This window comes from Prevotella sp. BV3P1, assembly GCF_000479005.1.
Classification (GTDB): domain Bacteria; phylum Bacteroidota; class Bacteroidia; order Bacteroidales; family Bacteroidaceae; genus Prevotella.
In genome coordinates, this window is the sequence record NZ_AWXC01000025.1 from 1 (window position 1) to 24,233 (window position 24,233).

At 45.2% G+C, this 24,233-nt stretch carries 20 protein-coding genes and 1 rRNA gene; 4 read left to right on the plus strand and 17 right to left on the minus strand.

Annotated features, from left to right (window positions below; all coding sequences use genetic code 11):
* Positions 1-108 precede the first annotated feature (108 nt).
* Positions 109-221: ribosomal RNA gene (rrf, locus tag HMPREF1254_RS04640) — 5S ribosomal RNA — on the plus strand.
* Between the two features lie 129 nt (positions 222-350).
* Here rrf and HMPREF1254_RS04645 read toward each other — a convergent pair.
* The 3 genes from HMPREF1254_RS04645 to HMPREF1254_RS04655 form a co-directional block, all read right to left on the minus strand.
* Positions 351-977, minus strand: coding sequence for a hypothetical protein (locus HMPREF1254_RS04645; RefSeq protein ID WP_155945422.1), 627 nt, complete (start codon positions 975-977; stop codon positions 351-353).
* 577 nt (positions 978-1,554) lie between these two features.
* A complete protein-coding gene (locus HMPREF1254_RS04650) occupies positions 1,555-2,193 on the minus strand; it encodes a DUF2920 family protein (RefSeq protein ID WP_326480570.1) in 639 nt (212 codons plus the stop codon).
* Between the two features lie 229 nt (positions 2,194-2,422).
* A complete protein-coding gene (locus HMPREF1254_RS04655) occupies positions 2,423-3,223 on the minus strand; it encodes a hypothetical protein (protein ID WP_023057551.1) in 801 nt (266 codons plus the stop codon).
* 1,023 nt (positions 3,224-4,246) lie between these two features.
* On the opposite strand from HMPREF1254_RS04655, the gene HMPREF1254_RS04665 reads away from it, so the two are divergent.
* From HMPREF1254_RS04665 to HMPREF1254_RS04675, 3 genes are all read left to right on the plus strand, one after another.
* Positions 4,247-5,545, plus strand: coding sequence for a replication-associated recombination protein A (locus HMPREF1254_RS04665; RefSeq protein ID WP_023057578.1), 1,299 nt, complete (start codon positions 4,247-4,249; stop codon positions 5,543-5,545).
* An 8-nt stretch (positions 5,546-5,553) separates the two neighbouring features.
* Positions 5,554-6,543 carry a D-2-hydroxyacid dehydrogenase gene (locus HMPREF1254_RS04670; protein ID WP_023057512.1) on the plus strand — a complete coding sequence of 330 codons (990 nt, stop codon included), beginning with the start codon at positions 5,554-5,556 and terminating at the stop codon, positions 6,541-6,543.
* A gap of 76 nt (positions 6,544-6,619) precedes the next feature.
* Positions 6,620-7,255, plus strand: coding sequence for a trimeric intracellular cation channel family protein (locus HMPREF1254_RS04675; RefSeq protein WP_023057596.1), 636 nt, complete (start codon positions 6,620-6,622; stop codon positions 7,253-7,255).
* Between the two features lie 42 nt (positions 7,256-7,297).
* Here the strand turns inward: HMPREF1254_RS04675 and HMPREF1254_RS04680 are convergent, their stop codons facing one another.
* From HMPREF1254_RS04680 to HMPREF1254_RS04745, 14 genes are all read right to left on the minus strand, one after another.
* Positions 7,298-7,921 carry an outer membrane beta-barrel protein gene (locus HMPREF1254_RS04680; protein ID WP_023057585.1) on the minus strand — a complete coding sequence of 208 codons (624 nt, stop codon included), beginning with the start codon at positions 7,919-7,921 and terminating at the stop codon, positions 7,298-7,300.
* A gap of 185 nt (positions 7,922-8,106) precedes the next feature.
* Positions 8,107-9,216: a DegT/DnrJ/EryC1/StrS family aminotransferase gene (locus HMPREF1254_RS04685; protein WP_023057589.1), complete on the minus strand. Its 1,110-nt coding sequence runs from the start codon at positions 9,214-9,216 to the stop codon at positions 8,107-8,109.
* Entirely contained in the window at positions 9,213-10,151 is a 939-nt protein-coding gene (locus HMPREF1254_RS04690; RefSeq protein WP_023057590.1) for a GNAT family N-acetyltransferase, read from the minus strand. The genes HMPREF1254_RS04685 and HMPREF1254_RS04690 overlap by 4 nt, the downstream gene beginning before the upstream one ends.
* Complete coding sequence (locus HMPREF1254_RS04695; protein ID WP_023057548.1) at positions 10,144-10,554, minus strand: sugar 3,4-ketoisomerase; 411 nt, start codon at positions 10,552-10,554, stop codon at positions 10,144-10,146. Before HMPREF1254_RS04695 ends, HMPREF1254_RS04690 begins: the two co-directional genes overlap by 8 nt.
* A gap of 13 nt (positions 10,555-10,567) precedes the next feature.
* A complete protein-coding gene (rfbB, locus tag HMPREF1254_RS04700; protein WP_023057568.1) occupies positions 10,568-11,716 on the minus strand; it encodes a dTDP-glucose 4,6-dehydratase in 1,149 nt (382 codons plus the stop codon).
* Positions 11,713-11,979 (minus strand): hypothetical protein, encoded by a 267-nt coding sequence (locus tag HMPREF1254_RS04705; protein ID WP_023057520.1) that lies wholly within the window; start codon positions 11,977-11,979, stop codon positions 11,713-11,715. Before HMPREF1254_RS04705 ends, rfbB begins: the two co-directional genes overlap by 4 nt.
* A 7-nt stretch (positions 11,980-11,986) precedes the next feature.
* Positions 11,987-12,493, minus strand: a complete 507-nt coding sequence (locus HMPREF1254_RS04710) for a metallophosphoesterase family protein (protein WP_004349809.1) — start codon at positions 12,491-12,493, stop codon at positions 11,987-11,989.
* Positions 12,494-12,500: 7 nt separating this feature from the next.
* Positions 12,501-13,142: a cytidylate kinase-like family protein gene (locus HMPREF1254_RS04715; RefSeq protein WP_023057570.1), complete on the minus strand. Its 642-nt coding sequence runs from the start codon at positions 13,140-13,142 to the stop codon at positions 12,501-12,503.
* Complete coding sequence (locus tag HMPREF1254_RS04720; RefSeq protein ID WP_036879408.1) at positions 13,114-14,502, minus strand: MATE family efflux transporter; 1,389 nt, start codon at positions 14,500-14,502, stop codon at positions 13,114-13,116. Before HMPREF1254_RS04720 ends, HMPREF1254_RS04715 begins: the two co-directional genes overlap by 29 nt.
* A gap of 237 nt (positions 14,503-14,739) precedes the next feature.
* The gene (locus HMPREF1254_RS04725; RefSeq protein WP_036879359.1) at positions 14,740-15,633 is read right to left on the minus strand and encodes a ChaN family lipoprotein; all 894 of its coding nucleotides are present in this window, start codon (positions 15,631-15,633) and stop codon (positions 14,740-14,742) included.
* Positions 15,617-18,469, minus strand: a complete 2,853-nt coding sequence (locus HMPREF1254_RS04730; protein WP_023057538.1) for a M16 family metallopeptidase — start codon at positions 18,467-18,469, stop codon at positions 15,617-15,619. The genes HMPREF1254_RS04725 and HMPREF1254_RS04730 overlap by 17 nt, the downstream gene beginning before the upstream one ends.
* A gap of 19 nt (positions 18,470-18,488) precedes the next feature.
* A complete protein-coding gene (locus HMPREF1254_RS04735; protein WP_036891057.1) occupies positions 18,489-19,706 on the minus strand; it encodes a DUF4929 family protein in 1,218 nt (405 codons plus the stop codon).
* A 17-nt stretch (positions 19,707-19,723) separates the two neighbouring features.
* The gene (locus HMPREF1254_RS04740; protein WP_036891058.1) at positions 19,724-21,142 is read right to left on the minus strand and encodes a RagB/SusD family nutrient uptake outer membrane protein; all 1,419 of its coding nucleotides are present in this window, start codon (positions 21,140-21,142) and stop codon (positions 19,724-19,726) included.
* Positions 21,143-21,146: 4 nt separating this feature from the next.
* Positions 21,147-24,173, minus strand: a complete 3,027-nt coding sequence (locus tag HMPREF1254_RS04745) for a SusC/RagA family TonB-linked outer membrane protein (RefSeq protein ID WP_036891066.1) — start codon at positions 24,171-24,173, stop codon at positions 21,147-21,149.
* Positions 24,174-24,233 lie beyond the last annotated feature (60 nt).

Genomic DNA, 24,233 nt, shown 5'->3' on the forward strand with positions numbered 1-24,233 from the left:
CAACTTTCTTTCCGCAAGGCCCATTCTTTCAGCTGGGCGCTTTGAGTTTTACCGGTTGTGATTGAATCATGACTTTAGATTCGCTTGTATCGATACGTCATCCCCTTATCAGGTGGTTATGGCGGCAGGGTTCCACCTCTTCCCATTCCGAACAGAGAAGTTAAGCCTGCTTGCGCCGATGGTACTGCAATGCAATGCGGGAGAGTAGGTAGCCGCCTTTTTTCAAACAGAAGCCTTCAGGACTGAATTGTCTTGGAGGCTTTTTTTGATATTATGCCAATTAGACTAATTGGCATAATGATCCTATACAATATTTACTTGATTCATCGGCTGTATCTTTGAATTAGCCATTACCAACCTTTGATTTGAAAGAATAATCCGATGTTTATGCCTAAGCTACTGATAATCTCGTTAGTGTATGCTTTTTGCTTGTTATTGTAGACCTTAAGAAGGATATTCTCATTCGTGATTGAGGTCATGAGTCCGATGTGGGATGATAAGTGGAGTTTTATGCCGATGCTTGGCGACATCAACAGATTGAAATCTGTGTTTTTGAGAGTTGTAGAATATTTCGTGTTTGTATCTATGTTGTCCTTCCTTATGACCCCATAGGAACCCACCCGGACGTTGACGAAGGGTGCACATCGTGTATTGGTGCAAAAGAATGTACTGCTGGCGAATACCGGCACAATCGCCAATCTGTATTGGTGATGATAATTGTAGCCAATGCCACCTCCGATACTCCATTGTTCGTTGATGAACCTTTCGTGTTGGTAGTTCATGCTAAAGGTGTTGTCTCCGTACTCACCTGTTCCTTTGGTGACAGTTGTGTTGACAACATTGAGACATCCATATCTTTCATCGAATGATGATTGGGCATTGATGTGGTTGGTCGAAAAAGACAATATGAGTGATAGGATGACATAACCTATTATGCTCGCTTGTCTATTTGATCTGTTGTTTGTTAAGGTAGCCATTACTTTGGATGCTAATTATCTAAATTTCTTTTGAAGATGAGTAGATTTAAATTCAAAATGCATCTACGTTTGCAAATTTAAGTAAAAGGTTTCAAGTCGTGTTCTGAATCCCAACTTTTTATTAGTTTAGCAGTTATTTTATGTTGATATTCTATGATTTGATTATCCTTAAAACCCTCGAAATCACTCTTTTTGAGAATGAGTAGCCTATAGAGTTTATTAGTGTACTGATTCCTAATGCTGGCTCAATAGAAATTCATTGGGGATAGGCATATAGCTTTCAATTCTGAATAGCACGAACTTGACGAGAGGTTCATTTTGCAGTTTTTTTACAACTTCGATGAACAGAAAAAGATATAGTTCCCCCTCTCATTACCGAATTAACCCTGCGTTTGAAAAAGTGAGCAAGTGTTGGAATTAATTTTGTACAATGGGACGCACCTTCTTTGGAATGCCTCTGTAAAAGCAAGTGTGTCTCTTGCGTGCACAACTCAATCGTGGCGAAGTGATGAAGTCGTGAAGAAAAGTTGTTAAGAGCTTTGCTCGAAAAAAGGAATTGGTTTTTCATTGTGACTCTTCACTTCAGCAACTTCGCTGCAAGTTTGTAAGTGAACATAATTCGAGAATTGGATAAATCCCACTGCTCAACTTCTTGCCGTATCAATTCGGGATGCTTCTTGCTTATGTCTCTCAGGGCATTTCCTACGGATTTGCGAAGATATTCGCTTTCGTGTGCCTTGTGTTTACTTATTAACGCAATAGCAACTGGTGGGTTCTCTTTGAAGAATGGGCGACTTGTCCAAATCCTCAATCCCTCCGTTACCGCACGAATAACATTCGGATTGTTATCATTTAGCCATTCTTCAATGAGAGCTAAAGAAACATCATATCCTCTGTGTTTGCAGACTTCATCGAAAGCCTTTGCAAGCATTTCCTGCACACGCCAATTCTCGTCGGTGCTTGTTCGCTCTTTCAGAAAACGAAGTGCGTTATTATCTTCTGTTGCCAATCTGCCCAATATCGTTGTTGACAACATTCGAGCTTGATAGGCTTCATGTTCGAACAACATGAGTGCAACTTCAAAACATTGTTCCTTTGAGTATGTCGAAAGGATTTCATCAGCTCCGTCAAGGATATGTTGAAATCCGTGTTCGACTTCTAAAATCCTACTTAATATGTTTTCAACACTCATAGCTAAACTGCTGTTTCTTTTCAACAATCGCTGTGACAGACTTCGCCCATCTCAGCCAAGTAATTATTTTGCGGATTCTCCTCCAAGGTGCCATCTGACGGCTTGTTTTTTGCCGCTTTCTTCGCTGGTGCTTCCACACGCTCGTAGGTTGCGCCCGAGAGTAAAATACTTGTGCAAGCGCGGGATGTTTAGCGGGGCTTTTGTTCAGTTACCTCATTTATATATCCTTGTTGTCTATATGGATTTTTCAGCATTAGTATTCGTCTTCATCCGAAACATCTGCGGCCTCTAAGTCTAAATCTTCCGGATTAGTGTCGAAAGTGGTACGATAGCTTTCTTCCGTCAGTTTGTCGTCATCGTAAGAGTCGTCATCGTCTTTCCCGTCATCTGCGTTTTCCAATTCTTGCAAATCTTCATCCTCCTCGTTAAAGTCTTCATCAAGCGTGGCTTTTCCTCTGGAAAGCTTGTTTTTAGTGAGTTCCGTTTTTGGCTTTTCCTTTGCAAAAATGGCCTCAACCCATGATCCTTTTGGAATTTCAAGCACTTCAAATCCATCGTTGACCTTCTTTTCATACATGCCACAAGGGTTGTGAAGTCTGTTTTGCGGAAGCGTTGTCGTACTGATGTCAAAGCCACTTTCAATGATGTCTTTAATGCTCTGCGACAGCGAGTCCCAGCCACCACCAAAGTTTCTGTCAAGCACTTCAATGAGTTTTGATGCCGATATGTGGCGGATGTTCTCGTATGTAAGGTCGGTTACGCGTAAGATGGGCTTCTTCTTAACAGCCCATTTTTGCTTTGAGGCGTCGTCAGTACGCAGTTTACCCACCTTAAAGCCTCGTTCTTCGTATTTCTTGATTACTTCAGGTTTGTCAACTTTGATTTCCTCGGTCTCGAAAGCACTTTTAATAATGTCAAGATAATGACGCATGTTATCCTTGAGGTCAGCATCTTTCTGAGCCGCTTCCCATAGCCTGAAAACATCATTTTCCTGTAATTCCCAAACACTACTCTTGGTCAATGTCTTGAGGGATAAAGCGTTTTTTTGTTTCATATTTTTTTAGTGGTCATTTATCTTTGATTGAATTGCAATGCGCTTGCGCAAATAACGTCCACAATTTGGATACCAGTGCCCATTTCTATGAGATGCCGTTTATCCATTTGTTGGCTGATTGTAGCAGTCAAAGAACTGTGTTGTCTTATCCTGTTTGTTTGGCTGCAAAAATAAATACTTAATTCTTAATTGACAAACTTTTTTGCAAATATTTGAGGTAAACTAAAAAACGTGTTAATCCCGCATGGGGATTACAAACTTTGTGGGTTATGAAGAAGATACAAATCCAGTATGTCGATATCCTTTTTCTGTCAGCAAGAACATGCGTATAGGGGCGATAGAAATATAGATTACCCATCATAGCAACCTCACTTGTACACAGTATATCGGCAAGCAAACATCCAAAAATGATGAAACATTTTCCTTGACAAACCACTCTTTATCCTTCGCATATTCTCCACCAACCTTCCAATTTTTTCAAATTTCGCAAGCAGCAGCAAAGAACGTATCTTGTTGTTGTACAAGTTGTTCTGTGTTTCATGCAACTTCGTGACGCCTATTTTCCTTAACTTTTCCTGGTAAAAGGATGCTTTTAACGCTGTTATTGCTATGCTCTTCGTGTCCAATTACATGCTTATTATGTTGCAAAAGCATGCTTTTTGACCGCTTAACTAAATGCGTTCGTGCAGACAGGGCATTTTCCGTTCTCCAATGAGGGTGTGATGCACCTCATTTACCTATTATTTTTTTCTATTTTACAAATTTACAAGTGCTCTTTTTTTGTCATTTATTCGGACAAATAACCACACCGTGACAGGTGGATAGTGCGATGACGTACCAGCGCAAGCAGCCATTCGTTCCTCCCACATAGATTCGCCCTTAGAGCGGATAGGATAGTTGTAAAAAAATACCATGCACACCAGTGATTCAAGAAACTTTTATTATCTTTGCATGTACACAGAGCTCTTTGAATGTGCAGTCCAAAGACGATTTTCGAGCATGTGTGTCTGTTGACAATGAATTATGAGTGAACCTTTAGCAGAAAGAATGCGTCCTCGTACGCTCGACGAATATGTGGGGCAGCAGCACTTGGTAGGAGAGGGTGCCGTGTTGCGCAAGATGATTGAGGCTGGCAGGATTTCTTCTTTCATCTTGTGGGGGCCTCCGGGCGTGGGAAAAACCACCTTGGCTCACCTCATTGCCAACATGTTGCAAACGCCGTTCTATACGTTAAGTGCCGTCACCAGCGGGGTAAAAGATGTACGCGAGGTGATTGAACGGGCCAAGAACAGCAGTTTTTTCAATTCGGCTTCGCCTATTTTGTTCATCGACGAGATTCACCGGTTCAGCAAGTCGCAGCAAGACTCGCTGTTGGGAGCGGTCGAAAAAGGCATTGTCACGCTCATCGGTGCCACGACGGAGAACCCCTCTTTTGAGGTCATCCGCCCCTTATTGTCGCGGTGTCAGTTGTATGTGCTCAAGTCTTTGGAAAAAGAAGACCTGTTGGAACTGCTTCGTCGCGCCATCCATGAGGACATAGAACTCAAACAGCGTCACATCACGTTGCAAGAAACGGGTGCCATTTTGCGATATAGTGGGGGCGATGCCCGTAAATTACTCAATATCTTGGATTTGGTGATTGGTGCTTCTGCCACCGAAGAGGTGGTCATTACCGACGAACTGGTTGAAACTCAGCTGCAACAAAACCCACTAGCTTACGACAAAGGTGGCGACATGCATTATGACATCATTTCGGCCTTCATCAAGAGCATCCGCGGCAGCGACCCTGATGCGGCGCTCTATTGGATGGCGAGGATGATAGAAGGTGGCGAGGATCCACAATTCATTGCCCGCCGACTGGTCATCAGTGCGGCCGAAGATGTGGGACTGGCCAATCCCAATGCGCTATTGCTGGCCAATGCTGCTTTTGACGCTGTCATGAAGTTGGGATGGCCCGAAGGACGGATACCGCTGGCCGAAGCGGCTGTGTATTTGGCTGCCAGTCCGAAGAGCAATTCCAGTTATTTGGGAATCGATGCCGCACTGGCGTTGGTCAAGGAAACGGGTAATTTACCGGTTCCCCTGCACTTGCGCAATGCGCCCACACAGTTGATGAAGCAATTGGGCTACCATGACGGCTATCTGTACAGTCATGATTATCCCGGACACTTTGTCGAACAACAATATCTGCCTGATGCTGTGAAGAACAGGCGTATGTGGCATGCGCAGCATAGTGCGGCTGAAGAAAGATTATATCAATGGATGCGTCAGTGCTGGGGATCGCGTTATGACGAGACTTCCACGTCGCAAAATGAATCATAGAAAGGAGAATGTTTATGGAAACAAACGAGAAGAACCCCACTGTCAACATTGTTGTTCTGGACGGTCATTGTGCCAATCCCGGTGATTTGTCGTGGGATGGATTCAAAGAGCTGGGTCGTCTCACCGTTTACGAACGTACGAAGGCCGAAGAAGTTGTAGAACGTGCGAAGGATGCGCAGATTGTTTTGGTGAACAAGGTGTCCATGAAGGCCGACATCATTGCGCAATTACCCAAGCTGAAATATATTGGCGTGTTGGCAACAGGCTTCAATCACATCGATGTGAAGGCTGCCCAAGAACATGGTGTGACAGTGTGCAACATTCCATCGTATAGTACATATAGTGTGGCTCAGATGGTATTTGCCAGCATTTTTACCATCACGAACCGGGTTGAACACTATGCCCAGCAGACACGCGAGGGGCAGTGGTCAAAGCGCAGTGATTTCTGTTACTGGGACACGCCTTTGCTTGAATTGGCCGGAAAGACGATGGGAATTGTCGGATTGGGTAACATCGGGATGAAGGTCGCACGCATCGCTCGTGAGTTTGGCATGGAGGTATATGCCTATACCAGTAAAAATTCGGTTGATCTTCCATCGGGCATCCAGAAGACAACCCTTGACGGCTTGTTCTCGGTGAGTGACATTCTGTCTTTACATTGCCCTTTGTCAGAGCGCACGCGTGAACTCATTAATGCTGATAACTTACGCAAAATGAAGCATGGTGCCATCTTGATCAATACCGGAAGAGGCCCTTTGGTCAACGAAGCTGATGTTGCCGCAGCCTTGGAAAGTGGCCAGTTGGCTGCTTACGGAGCTGATGTGATGTGCTCGGAACCACCCGCTGCCGACAATCCATTGCTGAAACAACCCAATGCCTTCATCACTCCTCATATTGCATGGGCTACCATCGAAGCGCGCAGCAGACTGATGAACATTGCCTTGGACAACGTGAAGTGCTTCCTGAAAGGGGCTGCACAAAACGTAGTGAACTGTTGATGGGTGCGCAAGAGATTGCTGCAATCCTTTTTGATGAGTATAATAAAAATCGCATCTAAGTGCGTTTTAAAAGAATATGTTCTATCAAAATCCGGAAATAGTCCACTCTATACAGCAGGGTATAGAGTTTGTTGGGACGTTTGCTTTTGCGATATCTGGCATTCGACACGCTGCAGCCAAGAATTTTGATTGGTTCGGTGGTTTTGTATGTGGTATCGCCGTTGCCATCGGTGGCGGAACCATTCGTGATGTCATGATTGGGGTAACGCCATTTTGGATGACGTCGAGCATTTACATCATTTGTACAGTATTGGCTCAACTGTTCGTCATTGTTTTTTCAAAGTTTTTGAAGCGGTTGGACAACACCTGGTTTGTATTCGACACATTGGGCTTGGCCCTGTTTACCATTGCCGGCATCCAGAAGTCATTGGCTTATGATTTTCCCTTTTGGGTAGCCATCATCATGGGGTGCATGACGGGTTCGGCAGGAGGCGTGATACGTGATGTGTTGCTCAATAATGTACCCATCATTTTTCAAAAAGAAATTTATGCCATGGCCAGTATCGTAGGCGGCATTCTCTATTGGATCCTCATCAGTTTAGACGTGGATGTGAGTATCACGGTGGTTTCTTCCTTCTTGGTGGTGTGTGTCATCCGATTTTTGGCTGTAAGGTATCATCTTTCCTTGCCTCGTTTGCGCTTAGAAGAATAGGTGTGTGCGTGCAGGCAATCAGGCAACGCTTGACAATTGTCATCAGAAAACCCTGAACCTGTAGCCAAGCGTGAGTATGATGGAGGAGTTTCTGCTGTTTCCCATAATAGCCTTTGCTTTGTCAGTCTTGGCAAGTTTTCTGAAAGGATATTGGTAACGGGCATCCAAACTCACGTTGTGCCATACGAAGCAGGCACCCACGGGAATGGTAAAGTCACCCTTGTATAATTCTTTTTTGATGCTTTTTCCGTTGCATTTCATCGTGACGGCGTATGCTGTATGGATACCGGCGTATAGTCCCAGTCTGTCAGCGATGTATTGCTTGAATATAAAGTCGGTATTGATATAGTTCAATCGATAGTCGAATGTGGCCCCTGCCTCTGGTGAAGCTAAAGAGATGGCATTGTGGCTGCCATGATGAGAAAAGGTCAACTCGGTTTGGATGGCAAACGATTTGGTAAGGAAGGCTTCGGTATATATTCCTCCCATCCCAGTGATTTTGGCTTCACCATGCAAAGCTGTCAGATTAGAATAGATGACGCCACCTTTTACTCCCACGTAGGTATCCCATGGCTGGCGTTCGAATTTGGGCTTAAAAGTGCGTTGCCCCCAACAGGTGGTAGCAGCAAAGGCTACAAGAAAAAGTGCCAAAAAACCTTTTTTCATATCGTTTTACAATTGGTCTGTAAAAATACAATTATTTTATGATATGACAAAGTGTTTTGTTATTATAGCATAAAAATTAGCGGGAATGCACGTTCTATGTTTATTGCGGGTAGTTAAGTTTGGTGGTATGATTGATTCGATCATTGGTTCTAACCCGTGTCAATTGGCGGCCTTGGGACAATCCATTATTTTTTCAAGTGATATGTGTTCAGTGCGTTGACAATGGTTTTTACCTCATCATTTGTGAGCGTTTGGTTCAACGGAATGCTCACTTCGTGGTGATGAATCTTTTCGGAAATAGGGTAGGAGCGGTCGTTCCACTCTTTATATGCCTGCTGTTTGTGTGGAGGTATGGGATAGTGAATGTTGGTTTGGATGCCCATGCGGCTTAAGTGTCCTTGCAGTTCGTCTGGATGTTGGGTCAGTACGGGGAACACATGCCACACGTTTCCGGTTGAATCGTGTGAAGGAAGCGTGATTTCTGCGTTGTGAATGTGCGTGAGATAGTAGTGGGCTATCTCTTGTCTTCTTGCGTTTTCCTCATCCAGATACTTGAGTTTTACGCTCAATACGGCAGCTTGCAGCTCGTCCATTCTGCTGTTTCTCCCTTTATAGTCAAAGACATATTTTCGTGATGAGCCGTAATTGCCCAGGGATCTGATAACGTTGGCCAGTTTAGCGTCAGAGGTTGTCACGGCTCCGGCATCGCCCAGTGCGCCCAAGTTCTTACTGGGATAAAAGCTGTGTGCGGCTGCATCGCCCAACGAACCAGTGCGGTGCCCCTCACTGTACAGGCAACCGTGTGCCTGTGCGTTGTCTTCCAGCAGTTTCAGGCGATGTTTTTCACAGAGTTGACCTATCTTTTCTGTGTACGCACAACGTCCATAGAGGTGTACCAGCATGATGCCACGAGTGCGATCGGTGATAGCCTGCTCTATCAAGTTGTCGTCAATTTCAAGGGTGTCTATGCGTGGTTCCACCAGTATGGGTACCAGATGGTTGGCCGTAATCGATAGGATGGTGGCGATGTAGGTGTTGGCAGGCACGATAATTTCATCGCCAGCCTGCATCACTCCCAGTTCGATATAGGCTTTGAGAATGAGTGTGAGCGCATCCAGTCCGTTGGCGCAACTCACACAATGCCGGGTGCCAATGTAGTCGGCATACTGTTTTTCAAACGTTTGTACCGCCTGTCCTTGCAGATACCAACCACTCTCAATGACCTTATTGACAGCTTGTTGTATCTCCGTCAGGTGTTCATTGGTTACTCGTTGTAAAGATAAATAGGGTATCATACCTCCCATTGATAAGTGTCATAACATATAGCACGACCGCCAAATCCCTCTTTTTGATGGATGAGTGAGGCGTTGAGCAGGTGCCCATCTTGCAGCGTAGACGTGCCAAAATCAAAATATTGTCGTTCGTCCCACGATTGATGGAGTAAGAAATGGAACAGCCCATCGATGACACGCAGTTGCTTTCCTTCGGGCGATGCCGAGATGTATTGCGTATGCACCACGTTGGGTGTGAGATAAAGTACGGTTCCTCCTAACACCATGTTATCTTTGCATGCCACATACAACTGGATGTGATGGGGGAAACGGTGGTGCAACAGCTCTATTTCCTGCAAGCTGTGAACGGGTTTCGCACCGTATTTATTCATTAAATTGTCATCCAACACTTGCCAAAAAGCGGCAAAATCTGTACACTGTTTTATCTCTATGCCATTTCTCGCACATCGGTTAATGCCGTATTTTCGGTCTCTACTCCACTTCAGGGGATGTGCCAAATCAATGGCGGAAGAAATGTTGCGTGCCACTAATTGGGCGTTGCAGACTTTGAAGAGTGCGTACAAATCCTCTTCGGCAGGTATCAGGTGATAGATAGAAGGTGTGGGACGGTACACCACTCGCTTGATGTGCTGTGTGCGAAGATATGTGTTCAGTTCCTCGAAAAGGCACAACGTGTCGGAAGCTGTCACCCGATCGTCCATGACAAGACCGCCGTATGTCAATCCTAAGTGTGTATATAAGGTGTCGTTTAAGGTGTGGGCAGGCAACAACGCATACAACCTGTCTTCTTTGTAAAAGAGCAGTGAAGCATCCGCAAACCTATCTTGATGATAGTCCATATAGGCTCTGTCAAGCAGAAAGGTGGCATTTTTTGCCTCCCTCACATAGCTGTTCCAACGCTCCTTGTCTGATGGTGCATATCGTTTTATCTCAAACATCAGGTTTGTTCTTGATATATTCCATGAACGAATGATAATTGCGAATGTAATCTTCTTCGTCGAAAGGCTCAGATGCCAATACCAAGCACACGGCTCCCGACGAGAAGTCATCTAACGTCCGCCATGTATCAGTATCGACAAACAGGCCTTGATAAGGGTGGTTCAGCAGTATAGAAGTCTTTTCCTTGCCGTTGTCGAGCGTTACATGGAAGCTGCCACTCAATGCAATTAAAAACTCTTTGCACCGTTTGTGAGCATGCCCGCCACGACTTTCGCCTGCTGGCACGTCGTATACCCAGTACACCCGCTTCACATCAAAGGGTACATCCTTGCAACCTTCGGCAACGGTCAGGTTTCCTCTGGGGTCAACGATCTTATCTAAGTCAATGATTTTCGCTTCCAATTGCTCGTTTTTCTTATCGGTTACCGTACATTTGTTCGTAGTATTTTTGGTAGTCGCCAGAGGTTACCTCGTTGATCCAATCCTGATGTTGTAGGTTCCACTTGATGGTTTTCACGATTCCATCGGCAAACATGGTTTCAGGATACCATCCCAAATCGTTCTTTATCTTTGTAGGATCAATGGCGTAACGCTGGTCGTGTCCCAATCTATCAGCAACAAAAGTAATCAAGTTGTCGTTAATCCAATCAATCTTAATGTTGCCTTGTTCATCCACCTCTTGCTTCTTCAGCACCTTTCTCAGGTCTTTATCCTGCTGCATCATGTCGTGAATGGTCTTGATGGTGAGCTTCACAATGTCGATGTTTTTCATCTCGTTATGCCCACCTACATTGTACACCTCGCCTTCTTTACCCTCTCGCACCACCATATCAATGGCTTTGCAGTGGTCTTCTACATAGAGCCAGTCGCGCACATTGTCGCCCTTGCCGTATACAGGAAGTTGCTTACCCTCAAGGATATTTTTGATAATGAGCGGTATCAGCTTCTCTGGAAAGTGATAAGGACCGTAGTTGTTAGAGCATCGCGTGATGCTCACGGGCATGCGGTAGGTGTCGCGATAAGCCATGACAATCATGTCGGCACTGGTCTTTGACGCGCTATAGGGACTGTGCGGACACAGCGGAGTTTGTTCTGTAAAGTATCCTTCTGCGCCCAATGAGCCATATACCTCGTCGGTAGAAACCTGATGATAGCGCTTGCCGGCTTTCCAAGTGGGATAACCTTGTGCATCTTTGCCCGTGACCCAAGCCCTTCGGGCAGCATCCATGAGGTTTTGAGTACCAAGTATATTCACAGAAAGAAACAATTGTGGGTCCTCGATACTGCGGTCCACATGACTCTCAGCAGCAAAGTTTACGACAAAGTCTATATCGTGTTCAGCAAACAACTTGTCTGCCAAAGCCCTGTCTCTGATGTCGCCTTTCACGAAGAAACAACGTTTGTTGTCAATGTCATTCTTGATAGTACCCAGATTGCCTGCGTAGGTCAGTGCATCCAGTATAATCACTTTGATGTCTTCGTTCTTGTACTTTTTGTCAAGCAAATACTTGATGAAGTTGGCTCCGATGAAGCCTGCGGCTCCTGTCACTAAGTATGTTTTCATATTTCTTTTTGTTTTTTATCATCTTTGTCTTTAACCACTTTGTCGTAAGTTTCCAAATATTCCTGATTCTTTTCCTTTCGTTTTTTCTGTTCTCTATAGTCGGAATAGATGTTGAACAACATCATGATAAATCCAAACGAGGCACTCCCAATCATCAAATTTTGCCAATGATATTCACTACCCCAATCGAACAGGAGTCGTATACCATAATACACGCCTGTCAGTACAATAAAGTGAAATAAATAGGTATGTACTTTTTTCATCTATGTGCTATGGATGATGGTTTTTATCACTTAATGTAATAACTTCACAATCGGTGAATTTATTGCCTTCTATGGTTAATCTTATCAGCGTTCTTTCACGGTGCCAACCTTGTAAGCCTGCCGCACCGGGATTGATGTGTAGCAAGTTGAGTGTTTTGTCGTATTGCACTTTTAGGATATGCGAGTGTCCACAAACGAACAATTGAGGTGGCGAAGCAAAAAGCAAGCTGCGTATTTGTGGGGCGTAATTGCCAGGATAGCCGCCGATATGCGTCAGCAATACATCCACATCTTCGCACTTGAAACGCAGTTTGTCACGGTACATTCGTCGCAAGTCACCACCGTCACAGTTGCCACAAACAGCCCTTAACGGCTTGATGGCAGCCAATTTTTGTGCCACTTCCAATGAGCCAATGTCACCAGCATGCCATATCTCGTCACATTCGGCAAAATACTTCTCGTACTTGTCGTCCCAATAGGCGTGCGTGTCACTGATGATACCAATTCTTTTCATTTACGCCTTACCTTTCTTTGGAGTTATATCCGAACCGCACGCGAATATAGTCTCCTATGAATTTTGCTGTTTTCTCCAATCCCATGTAGCTTGAGTTGATGCAGAGGTCGTAGCTACAACTGTGTCCCCACTTCTTTCCAGTGTAGTAATTGTAATAAGAAGCGCGTTCACTTTCTTTGTCGATAATCAACTTCTTTGCATCCTTTTCATCACAGCCTAATCGCTGACAAACTAATTTGATGCGGTCTTTCATGTTGGCAGTGATGAAGATGTTTACGACGTTTGGATAAGTTCGCAGCACATAGTCGGCGGCTCGTCCCACAAAAACACAACTGCCTTCATCGGCAGCCTTAGTAATCGCTTCGCTTTGAAACTGAAACAAGCCATCTTGTGAGAATTTATTATTGTAAAAATTATTGTCACTGATGAGAGGCGCGTGCATGCTGAACAAGGTTTGAATGAAGCCTCGTTGTTCATCATTCTGCTCAAAAAACTTCTCACTGAACCCACTTTCTTTAGCAGCCAAATTGAGTATCTCTTTGTCATAAAACTGACATTCAAACTCATCGGCAAGCAGTTTGGCGATAATGTGTCCACCACTGCCCACTTGGCGCCCAATATTAATAATCAGTTTGTCCTTGTTTTCCATTGGTAGATTCTTTATGTTGTATTTTGAATTTCTTCATATAAATCGTCATCATTATTACCGCTACAATCACCGCCACAAGGTCTGATGCAGGCAAAGCGCTCCATACGCCATCTATTCCAAACATGGGAGGTAAGATAGCCAGCAGAGGTAATAAGAAAAGTAACTGTCTGGATAAAGACAGGAAAATGCTAATTTTTACTTTTCCGATACATTGAAAGAAGTTGGTAATCACCATCTGTGCCCCGACAACAGGGAACATCAGCAGGTCAATGCGTGTACCCTTGATAGACATCTCAATGAGTGTCGGGTCGTTTGTAAAGAGACGCACACAATAGTAAGGTATAAACATGGCGATAGCCCAACCAACGGTCATGATAACCGTGGCAGCTATAATGGATAACTCTAAAACCCTCATCACCCGATCCAACTGCATAGCACCGTAATTGTAGCCAGCAATAGGCTGCATTCCTTGATTGATGCCCATGACGAACATGATGAAAACCACGCCGATACTATTGGCGATGCCATAAGCTCCTACTGCCATGTCACCTCCATAGCGCACAAACTGATTGTTCATGAAGATAACAATGATACAAGCGCAAGCGTTCATCAGGAAAGGAGAGATGCCAATGCCGATGATATTTTTCACCAAATCCGCTTTGAGGCGATAGATACCTCTTTTTAGATGTAACAACTCATTGGGGTTGCTAAACAACTTGAGCTGCCAAACCAATGCGATGGCTTGTGAAATAATCGTCGCAAAAGCGGCTCCTCGAATACCCCAGCCCCACCAAAGAATGAAGATTGCGTCCAAAATAGCGTTCATGACCACCGTAAACATGGTGGCGTACATGGCTTGGTTGGGCTTGCTGGCAGCTCGCAGCACGTTGTTCATACCAAAATACATGTGAGATATGATGTTACCAATCAAGATAACTTCCATATAGTCTCGTGCATAAGGCAAGGTATTTTCACTGGCTCCGAAAAACAGGATAATGGGATCTAAAAAGAGTAAACAGATAATTCCGAAGGCAAGTCCTATAATAATATTTAATGTAACAGAGTTTCCCAATACATTCTCGGCAATATCGTAGTCCTTCTGTCCCAACTTCACAGAAATAGCAGTAGACGATCCCACACCAATAGCAGCACCAAAGGCGGCAGACAAGTTCATGAACGGGAAGGTAATAGCTAATCCTGAAATAGCCATAGGACCTACTACTTGACCAATAAAGATACGGTCAATCATGTTGTACAATGAGGATGCCGTCATTGCAATCACGGCTGGCATGGCGTATTGCATCAGTAGTGCCCCTACAGGTTTAGTACCTAATTCTAATGTTGCTGCTTTATTATCCATGAACATCTCCTTATTATCATTGCAAAAGTACGAAAAGATTCTATACTTTAGACATTAATATGAAGATAAAACTAACCACCTGTTGTCCTTTCATTTCAAAGCCGTAGCAGTTAGGGCGATAGATATCATGTAAAAAATTAGGCGTAATGGACATTTGGTAGGCTGAAAAAGCTCCAGATGTTTGTAATGGACAAATGGTAGGCTGGTAATTTCCAGCCTACCAAATGTCCATTACGCCTAATATGTATTTGTCATATCCTCCGGCACACAAAGGTAATAATCTGCTAATCCCTTGTATGTATCATCTAAAAATGTAATATCTTCTTGTCGCACAGTACGTAGAGTAATTATTTTTTTCTTGGGGGCATATTTCCTTAGGTAGGTGATAATACCATTGTTGCCATCAGTGTGCATATTTCCATTTATATGCAACATCTTAGGAGTGGAGGTTTGTGCGATATGCCATGCCATTGTTGCATCTTTGAGTGCCTGTGCTTCAGAAAGGTGGCTGTTATCTTTATTTGATTTTCCACCACCCAACATTCTCATCATGGCAAATCCTTGTTCGGCTTGTGGGTTTGGTTCGTAGGGAATGGGTAATGGAGGAAAATACTCCTTAGCTTCTTTAGAAAGTGAATCAATGAATGCTAACCCGTGTTCTTTAACCATTGCCGCATATCTTCTTGGCACATTTGTTGCCACAGTTGGTATCTTATTTTCACGAGCGAAGTTGACAATTGGTGCATAGTCGGTAACATAATTGGGCCATATACGCGCCTCTTCTTCGAATCTGTCAGAGAAAATAAGTCCTTGCAGATGTTCATTAAGAATGAGTTGATTGTCGGCTTCGAACATCTCCATGCCTAATGCCATATTGTTTCCATGTACCAAATAGAGTGATTGCAGAATGCGTAACTCTAACCAGTGAGTAATGGCACAATTATGTATCTCGCCTAAAAATACGACGTCTGCCTTTGATAGTTGTCGCACCATTTGTTGATAATCGATAGCTTTGCCATTGTTGTCGTATAATCGATACGCATCATAGGTTTTCTGTTGCGCATTTGCGAACATGGATCCTGCTGCAACTATAACAAGTAGAAGGGATAGAAATTTATTTGTTTGTTTCATCTGTATTTATTAGTACTATTCGTTTGTTTAATTTGATATGTTGCTTAAACATTTGTTGTATTTCCTGTGCTGTGATTTGTTGTAAGATAGATTCGTAATGATTGAAGTCAGCAATGCTCTCATCATTTTTAATCAATAATGTGAGTGCATTTTTCCACTCTATGGGTGTGTCGTTGGATAGAGCTTGCTGCTTAGCTACCAAAAACGATCGCTTCATTTTGTCAAGATTAGCTGTGCTTACTGCAGTGTCTCGAAATTGTGTGACGATGTTGCAGAGAGTTTGTTCAACCTTTTCCAGATTGTTTTTTTCTGCATCAATGGTAAGTTGTAAATATGCTCGTTGTTGTGGGTATCCATCGTAAAATAGGTCGACGTAAGGTGAATATACGATGTGAAGCTTTTCTCGCAGGATATCGATAACGCACTCTTGCAACAAGTCACGCATTAGTTTCATGCAGAGAGACGTTCTCAACCCAGGATGATAGTTGAAGGGAAGTACCATATAGAGTGTTCCCTTTTGATGACTATCATTGTCAATGAATACTTTTCGCACCTCATTGTGTGGTAAGCTTATAGGTCGATTGTCCAAAGGCATGGCATCTTGTTGAGGCATTTCAGAAAAGATAGCGACAGCTTGCGGTATCATTTTTGTCAAATCAAATCCCCCTGTTAGGATGATTGTAGTATTGCGCAAATCCCCAAATGTACGCTTATAGTAGGTTGCCAACGTATCTAAATTAAGCTGTTGCCAATCTGTTTTATTCATTAAAAAAGTTTTATCTCTTCCGTTTCCAACCAATGAATCAATGCAAATATCTATGAGTCGGTTAATATCTCGTTTCATCATGCGCTGTAACAAGGTCTCTTTTCCATTATTTGCTATTTCTGATTGTTTCAGATTTTCGAATAGTGGATAATCTAAACCTGGATGCATTATTTTTTCTCTGATCAAACGAAATAATGAAGAACTATTGCAAACTGGTCCAGAAGCTAATAATTGATGCCAATATTGGTCTACTCCCAAAGCCATTGAGAGTGATTTTTGCATCATGATGTCAGACAGCGTGTCGTTTGGCAATCCTTGTATGCCACCCAGATCCACATAAGCAATAGCATCGTAGTAGCGCTTTTGTTGTAGAGTTGTAAGGTCTGCCATTCCGCCACGTCCTATCCATGCGCTGTAAATGGTAGAGTCGGCGGTGTTGGTAGGTTTGAGCAATAAGCGTATTCCATTGGACAGTTTTATATCGGTTACGCCCAACTTTTCATGATAGTTTTGCTTTGTTATTGCTCCTTTTGCAATCTTGTACGTTTTCAGATCCCATTCGGGGCGTTGTATGGCAGCACTTGGAGAACTTGGATGAAGTGGATGGAATGTGTATCTTTCCATGTTTTGCCGTTGCCCTTGTTGCCATGCTTGTATGATTGCTTGCTTGGACAATGAGTTGTCACTATGACTATTGTAAGCTATTAGGCTTGATTTTCGCATTTGTTTCAACAGGAAGCTTAAACGCTTTACGATATCTTTGCTCGTAGTTTTACTTAATAGCACTTTCAGTTGGTTGGCTTCTTGATTAGAGTAAATTCGTCTTTCCCCAAAAATAACATAATCGATTAGATCATCGCAAATCTCAGTAGCTGTTTTGTCTTTTTTCTCAATAATAATTTTTTCTTGTTGCTTTTTGATGAGATGTTGAAGTTCTATGGAGCAGATACCTTGCTTGACAATACGTCTACATTCTGCTGAGGCAGCTCTTATGGATTGTAGCAATGTACTGTTATGCGTTGATGAAAATGAGAATGTAAAGTGATTTTTATTTGCTAAATACCACGAGTCATAGACTTCGCACCTTGTTCCGCTTTCCTTTAATCTGTTGTTGAGTAAAGAACACACAATTGCCATGCGTTTACGTTCAAGCATGTTGTGCAGGTTGGTGGTAAAAGGCATGACATGTGGAATTATCCAATCAATTTTTTGAGTGGTTTGTAAACTATCGGTTAACACCATATAGTTGATGCCTTTGCTGTAAGTTAAAGGATAGGTGGGAGGTGGAGTTTGCTTGTTAGTGTATGGAAGATGTCCCAATGTTGTTGATATCAAATGTTTAGCCTCTTTAACGTCTACATCTCCAACAATGATAATAGTTGCATTATGAGGTTTGTACCATTTGTTGTAATATTGCAGTAATGCTTTAGGCGTTACAGCTTTAATTTCTTGTTCTGAACCCAAAGGCATACGCTTAGAATATCTTCCTGTTCCTATTTTTAGCGTATAAAAATCATCAGGCAGGGTATAACTGCGAAGTTCTTCTATAATGGTGCCTTTCTCATTTTCAACATGAGATGTTGATATATCAATAGCACCAAGCCAATCGCTTGCCGAATGAAGTGCTAATTGCAGTATTTCAGAACGTTGTTGGGCACTGGTGATCGGTAGAGATAAAGAATAAATGGTACGATCGAATCCTGTAAACGCATTGATATCTCGCCCATATTTCATTCCTTGCGCCTCGAAAGCCTGTATCATAGTGCGATTGGGAAAATGTTTAGTTCCCTCAAACGCTAGATGCTCCAAAAAATGTGCACATCCTCTTTGGCGCTGAGTCTCTTGCAGGGAGCCAACGCGCATGACGAGTCGCATCTCCAAGTTGTGCGAAGAGGTTTCGCCAGGCATGAGGATGTATCGCATGCCATTATCCAAAACGCCTTCCATCATTCGTGCAGGTAAGGTTAAGAGCGTTTTGCTCTTAACCTCAGCGGGTTGCACGAATGATAAAACCATTACCAACAGGCAAATCCATCGGTGAACGGTGACGTGGCTGTTCAGCATGCGCATTGGCCTTAACAGCTTGATATTATAAGAAGTATGTCACGTGAAATTGCATGTAGTCACTGGCTTCGTCAAAATCATAAGGGAAGTCAAAACTCATGGTTCCTTTCTTCAAGTCAAATTTAGCGGTGGGCATGAACCAGTTTGAAGGATCTTTTCCGTAATCGTCTTTTATCAGCGTACTCCTGCAGAACCAACGGTTCGGATCGATGGAGCCGCCTGCAATTAAGACGTCATCCGTGATGGTGACATTGAAAGGCTTTTCGTCGGCTGATGTTTTCACCTCAACCGTAACGTTTCCTTTCTTGGCTATTTCTTGCAATTTGTTCCATGCGGAGAACTCGAAGATGAAAGGTACGGTCTTTATCGGCGTGTCATACAAGTCTTTTGCCATTGCCAGATAGTTGATAGTACCTTTGGTTGGTTTCAGCACGATGTCGTCGAGCGCGGTTTTGAAGTATTCTTTTTTGCGATCGAATTTGAGCACTTTTGATACCGCCTGGCCGTATGGCTGGTCGCAGAAATAGACTTTGTCCTCAAGAGTCTTGCGCAGCAGCAGATTGTAAAAGAACGAATTGAGCCCCATCGCGTTCTCTGTCATCTTCAAAATGGGCTTGTTGGCTGTGGCCTTGTCACTCAGCGTGATGATGGTATAGCCCTCGAACACGTCTTTGTCCTTTCCTCCAAACCATTCAGCCTTGTCGTCATTGCAATACACCACTTCCGCTCTCACTTTTAATTTGCCGAGGAACCGCATCAAGTCGATGCCGAATTTATCCTTGTATCCTTTGATGAGCTGCTGCTGTTTCGCCGTGAGTTGTGGAATGTCGCTGTCTTGTTTGATTACGAACGATACGGGTTCCAAGGCTTTCACGTTGGCGTCGGATGTGCTGAGAACGCTCAACGTCATGGCGCGTTGTCCCTTTACCAAGTGCTTGTCGTTGGATGTCACCGTTATATTCTTGACCTTCTCGCCCGCCTTGAACACGAGTTTGCTCTCAGAAAGCTTCACCACGTCGCCGTCGTTTCCGGTCAGGTTCAGCTCAACCGTGACATCTTTTTTGGGTGTGAAGGACAGCGCAGCCTTGACGTTGATCACTTCTTTGTCGTTTTCTGCCATCTCGGACTGTCCCTCGATGCTGAGACTGAGCTGGTTGGTCATTTGCTCCTCTTCTTTCTCGTTGCAGGCGGATGCGAGCAACAGCGTCAACATTGCGACGCATAAAAACTTAAAATTCTTCATATTTATTTTCTCCTGTATTAATTAGATGAATTATCTTCCTCTCTTATCATATACCAACCGCTGTTTTGTTGGGCCTTGCCGTTAAACCTGTATTCTGATTTAGGGACGGGGAATGTCCAGCGGTAATCGTTTTTTGCGATGCGGATTGTTACTCCTTTTCTGGCGCTGAGCCGTGGAAGAGGTTTTCGGCGAGTGCGTTTTAGGTCGAAGAAGTTGGTTCCCTCTCCCGTGAATTCCTTGTATTTGTCTGTCAGGATGCTGTCCAACAGTGCGTCGCCCTTGATGTCGTCGCTCAATGGTTCGTTGCCTGTCTGCGCCCTATAACCATTTACAAGCTGGCGGGCTTTATCTTCGTTTCCTGTCCTGGCATACGATTCGGCAGCGATGTACAACGCTCCGGCGCGTCTGAAAACATTCAGATAAGGTGCGATTTTCTTCTCCTTCATCACCTTGTTGTATTTACCCAGCAACTGTAAAGAGTCGCTCTTGACCTTGAATGGGTATGCGGCATACGCATAGCGCCGGTCGGTGGTGCTGAAATAAAAGGCGGGATTCAGTGCGAAGAAATCGCCATCCTTGGGCCCGTATTCTATTTTGTCGTATAAAGGAACATCCACTTGCAGTGCGAAGATGCGGTCGGGGCATTGCACTTCCGTCCACAAGGCAGCGTAATCCTGCTCATATTGCTCGGAGGTTGTGGGCATGGAGTTGAGTATCTGCTGTGCGTGGCGGACCGCCTTGTCATATTGTCCGCTGTATAGCTCCAGGTCGGCCAATAAGTATGTTGCGGCGGTTTGTGACAGCCAAGCCTTGCTTTTGGTTTTATAACTCGTGGAAAGTGCTTCCTGTAGCAGTCCCTCTATATGTTTCACGCAGTCGGAAACGGTTGACCGTTGATGGTTTTCCACGCCCAACCGTGTTTTTATCACCACCCCCAGCTTATCGGAACGCGCGTCACATGTGGGTGCGAATATCTTGAGAAGCTGCATGTAGCACAGAGCCTCCAACACCTTTGACTGTATCCTTATGCTCCGCAGCTCGTCTTTTTCCGCGGGTTTTTCTGTCACCACTCCGGGCAAACGTTCTTCCAAAGCGTCGCATTGAGCGATGACATAGTAGTAGGACAGCCACTCTTGCGATGCCAGCTGCTTTATTTCCTTGGGTCTCCACCCATAGAGATTGAGAAGACCGATGTTCAATACAGACAGAGGAGTGGGGCAGAAATCATTGCCAAGCAGGGAGAATTCCAACTCATCGTTAGGATACGCCCGGTAAGCGGAAGCCAGAAACGACCTGGCGTTGGGTATGTCTGTGATGGCGTCTGGGTCTGAGAACATGTCCATCGGCGGGATGTCGAGCGAGCACGATTGCAGGGTGAATGTCCAAAAAATAAGCGGCAGCAACCTGTGTGATTGCGAAAACAGTAACTTTTTCATAGTCTTAAAACGTTAAGTTGAGGCAGAAGGTAAAGACAGGTTGTAGAGTTCCCGAGAGTTTTCCGCTTTCCGGGTCGGACTCGCTGTACGATGTCCATGTGTGCAGGTTGCTGCCCTGCACTCCCAAGGATGCGAAATGAATGAAGGGAACATAACGCCGCAGCATGTTTCCCGGCAGATGGTATCTCAGTGAAATCATGGAAAGCTTCAGCATGTCACTCTTTCCGATGGTACGCGAGTTGGCATACAGGGCTATGTTGTCTTGCGCGATGACGTCAGAGTAAAAGGGCGTGTTGTAAATCTTGTTCTCGTCACCCTTTTTGAACCACATATTTTTCACTAATCCCGCGATGGCGTTCTTGTTTGAGTTGTCTCGGTTGCGGACGTACTGATAGTCAAATTGCCTGACACCTCCAATCGTGTAATAAAACGAGATGTCGAAATCCAATGATTTATATTGCGCGCTGATGTTCAGTGCTCCATTGTAAGGCGGTGTGAGATGGCCCAATGCCATGAAGTCTCTTTTGTACAATTTTTCCTTTGCCTGTTTCTCTTTCCCGTCTGGCGTGAGGAAGACGGGATAGCCGGTCAGCGGGTTGATGCCCAGCGAGTGCAGGCCGTAAAGCATGTCATACGACTTTCCCACCTCGTAAGCCGGCAGGATGTCGTCCTCGCTCATGTAAAGTCGGTCGCCATCGTACAGGTCGATCACCTTGTTGCGGTTGTAGGATAGGGAGGCTGACAGCGACAAGCGATAGTCGAAGTGGTCCAACAGACGCATGTTCATGCTGACCTCGCATCCTGTGTTGTCCAGCACTCCCACGTTGCGTTTCATCATGGTGTATCCCGAGCTTGACGCGATGGGCACGTCAAGCAGCGCTTGATCCGTGCGGCGGTTGTACCAGTTGACGTCGATGGTGAAACGCTTCCAAAGTTCAAAACTCATCCCGAAGTCTGTTGATGTGTTTCGCTCTGGCCTCAACTCCTTGTTGTACAGCATCACCAAGTCAAGCATTCTAACCTCGTCGTATCCGCTGTTGTCGAACATGAACGTGCCGGTGGTCTGCGACACCGACACTCCGTTGAGGTTGGACGTTACGCCATACGACGCCTTGAGGTTGAGCGACGTGAGGATTTTGTTGTCTTTCAGCCACTCGTAGCGTGATGGTGTCCATCCGATGCCTGTCGCCCATGCCACGCTCCACCGCTTGTCTGCGGGCAGGATGGATGACGCATCAGCTTTGTAAGTGGCATACAAGTCGTAAATGTCCTTGTAGCTGTAGCCGGCTACCAAGCCAATGCCCAACTGTGCGTTGCGGTCGCGCGGATTTCTTACCTCTGGCTGTCGCATGCCGTGCAGCGAGTGGTTGATAGCCGAGGGCGCGTCAATGTTTCCTACGCCATAGCCCGTGATGCCCACGGCGTCGTAGTCGTAGAAGTAATAGTCCATGTTGGCGCTGAGAGTCAAATCGTGCGTTTCGGCCAGTGACTTGCTATATGTGGCGCGGAAATTACTGGAGAAATTCACGGTCGCATTTTTGGAACGGCTGTAGACTCCGAGTCTCATTTCGGGGAAGCCGCTCTTTTGCTCCGAATAGGAGGACGCTGGTACGAAGCGGTGATAGGTGGAGAAGCTCAAGTCTATGCCCGTGATGTACGCTAAGGTCAAGCCGTCCAGCGGAGTGAGGGTGAAGTTGGCCGTGGCTCCCGCGTCTTTTTCCGTGTCATCCTGCTTGTATTGATGCAGCAAATCCTTGAACGTCTGGTTGGGATACGAATACAGTTTTCCTTTTTTTGTTTCATAAGGGTTAAGGTTGTACACCAGCGACGTGGGGTCGAACGTGGTTCCCGTGGGCGTGTTGGTCTTGGCATATCCGCCGTTTACACCCAGCATGAGATAGCCTATGCTCCCTATCCGCTGATCCAGACTGAGGTGCAGGCTGTATCGCCGTTTGTCGTTTCCCTCCATTCTGCCTCCTTGGAGAGCGTAATTGGCGGATATGTAATATGTGGTTATGTCGTTTCCGCCCTTCAGACTTAAGGTGTGGCGCTGGTAAACGTTCGTCTTGATGAGTTCGTCAAACCAGTCGGTGTCCACTTTGCTCAATTTGTCGAGAAGAACTTTACCCTCTGCTATCAGCCGTGCCTTGTCGGGGTTGCCGCTTTCGTACTTGTTGAAATAGTCTTCACTGTATCGGTATCCGGGCGCCGCCGGGTTTTCCAACAGGTGCTCAAAGCGCAGCTTCTCATCAGTGCGCATCAGGGCTACCCCTCGTTTCCCGCGTCCCGTAACGCCGATGTTGGTGCTGTACGAGATGGTAGGCTTGCCCGAATAGCCTCGTTGTGAGGTGATTTCCAACACGCCGTTGGCGGCCTTTATGCCATACAGTGCGCACGCCGCGGCGTTTTTCAACACCTTGATGCCCGCGATGTCCTGTGGGGGAAGATTGTAAAAAGTCTCTGCCGAGATGATTTGACCGTCAAGTACATACAGCGGTTCGTTGGCCGTGTTTCCCTTTCTGAACGACGAATTGCCGCGGATGCGTATCTCTGGAGCCTTGCCCAGCTCACCCGTGTTGGCCACCATCAGCCCCGGCACCATTCCTTGCAGGGCCAGTCCCATGTCTATCATGGGCTTGTCTTTCAGCTGTTGCATGTCAACGTTGGCTACAACTCCAGACTTTGCGCGCAGGTCGATGGCGTTGATGTTGCTCTTTGCGCGTATCACCACCTCTCCGATGTGGTTGACGTTCTCTTTCATTTTCACGTCCAGTCGCGCGTTTTGTTTACACTTCACATGTTGTGTGGCATAGCCTACATATGTGAATTCCAGGCTAATCCCCGCGCGCTTGGGTATGCTGAGTCGATAACGCCCGTCGGCATCTGTCACCGTCGCATGCTTCGTGCCGTTCACTCTCACCGTCACGCCTATCAAAGGCTCGTTCTGCGCGTTGGTTACATATCCAAACACCTTGCTCTCTTGTGCTGACGCAGCGGTAGGGGCGAGCGCGCTCAGCATGCCCGCAAGCATGAAGAGAGCCACGCGCCGTCCGTGCCTATGCTGTTGGATGACGTGTCTCAAGCGCCGAAT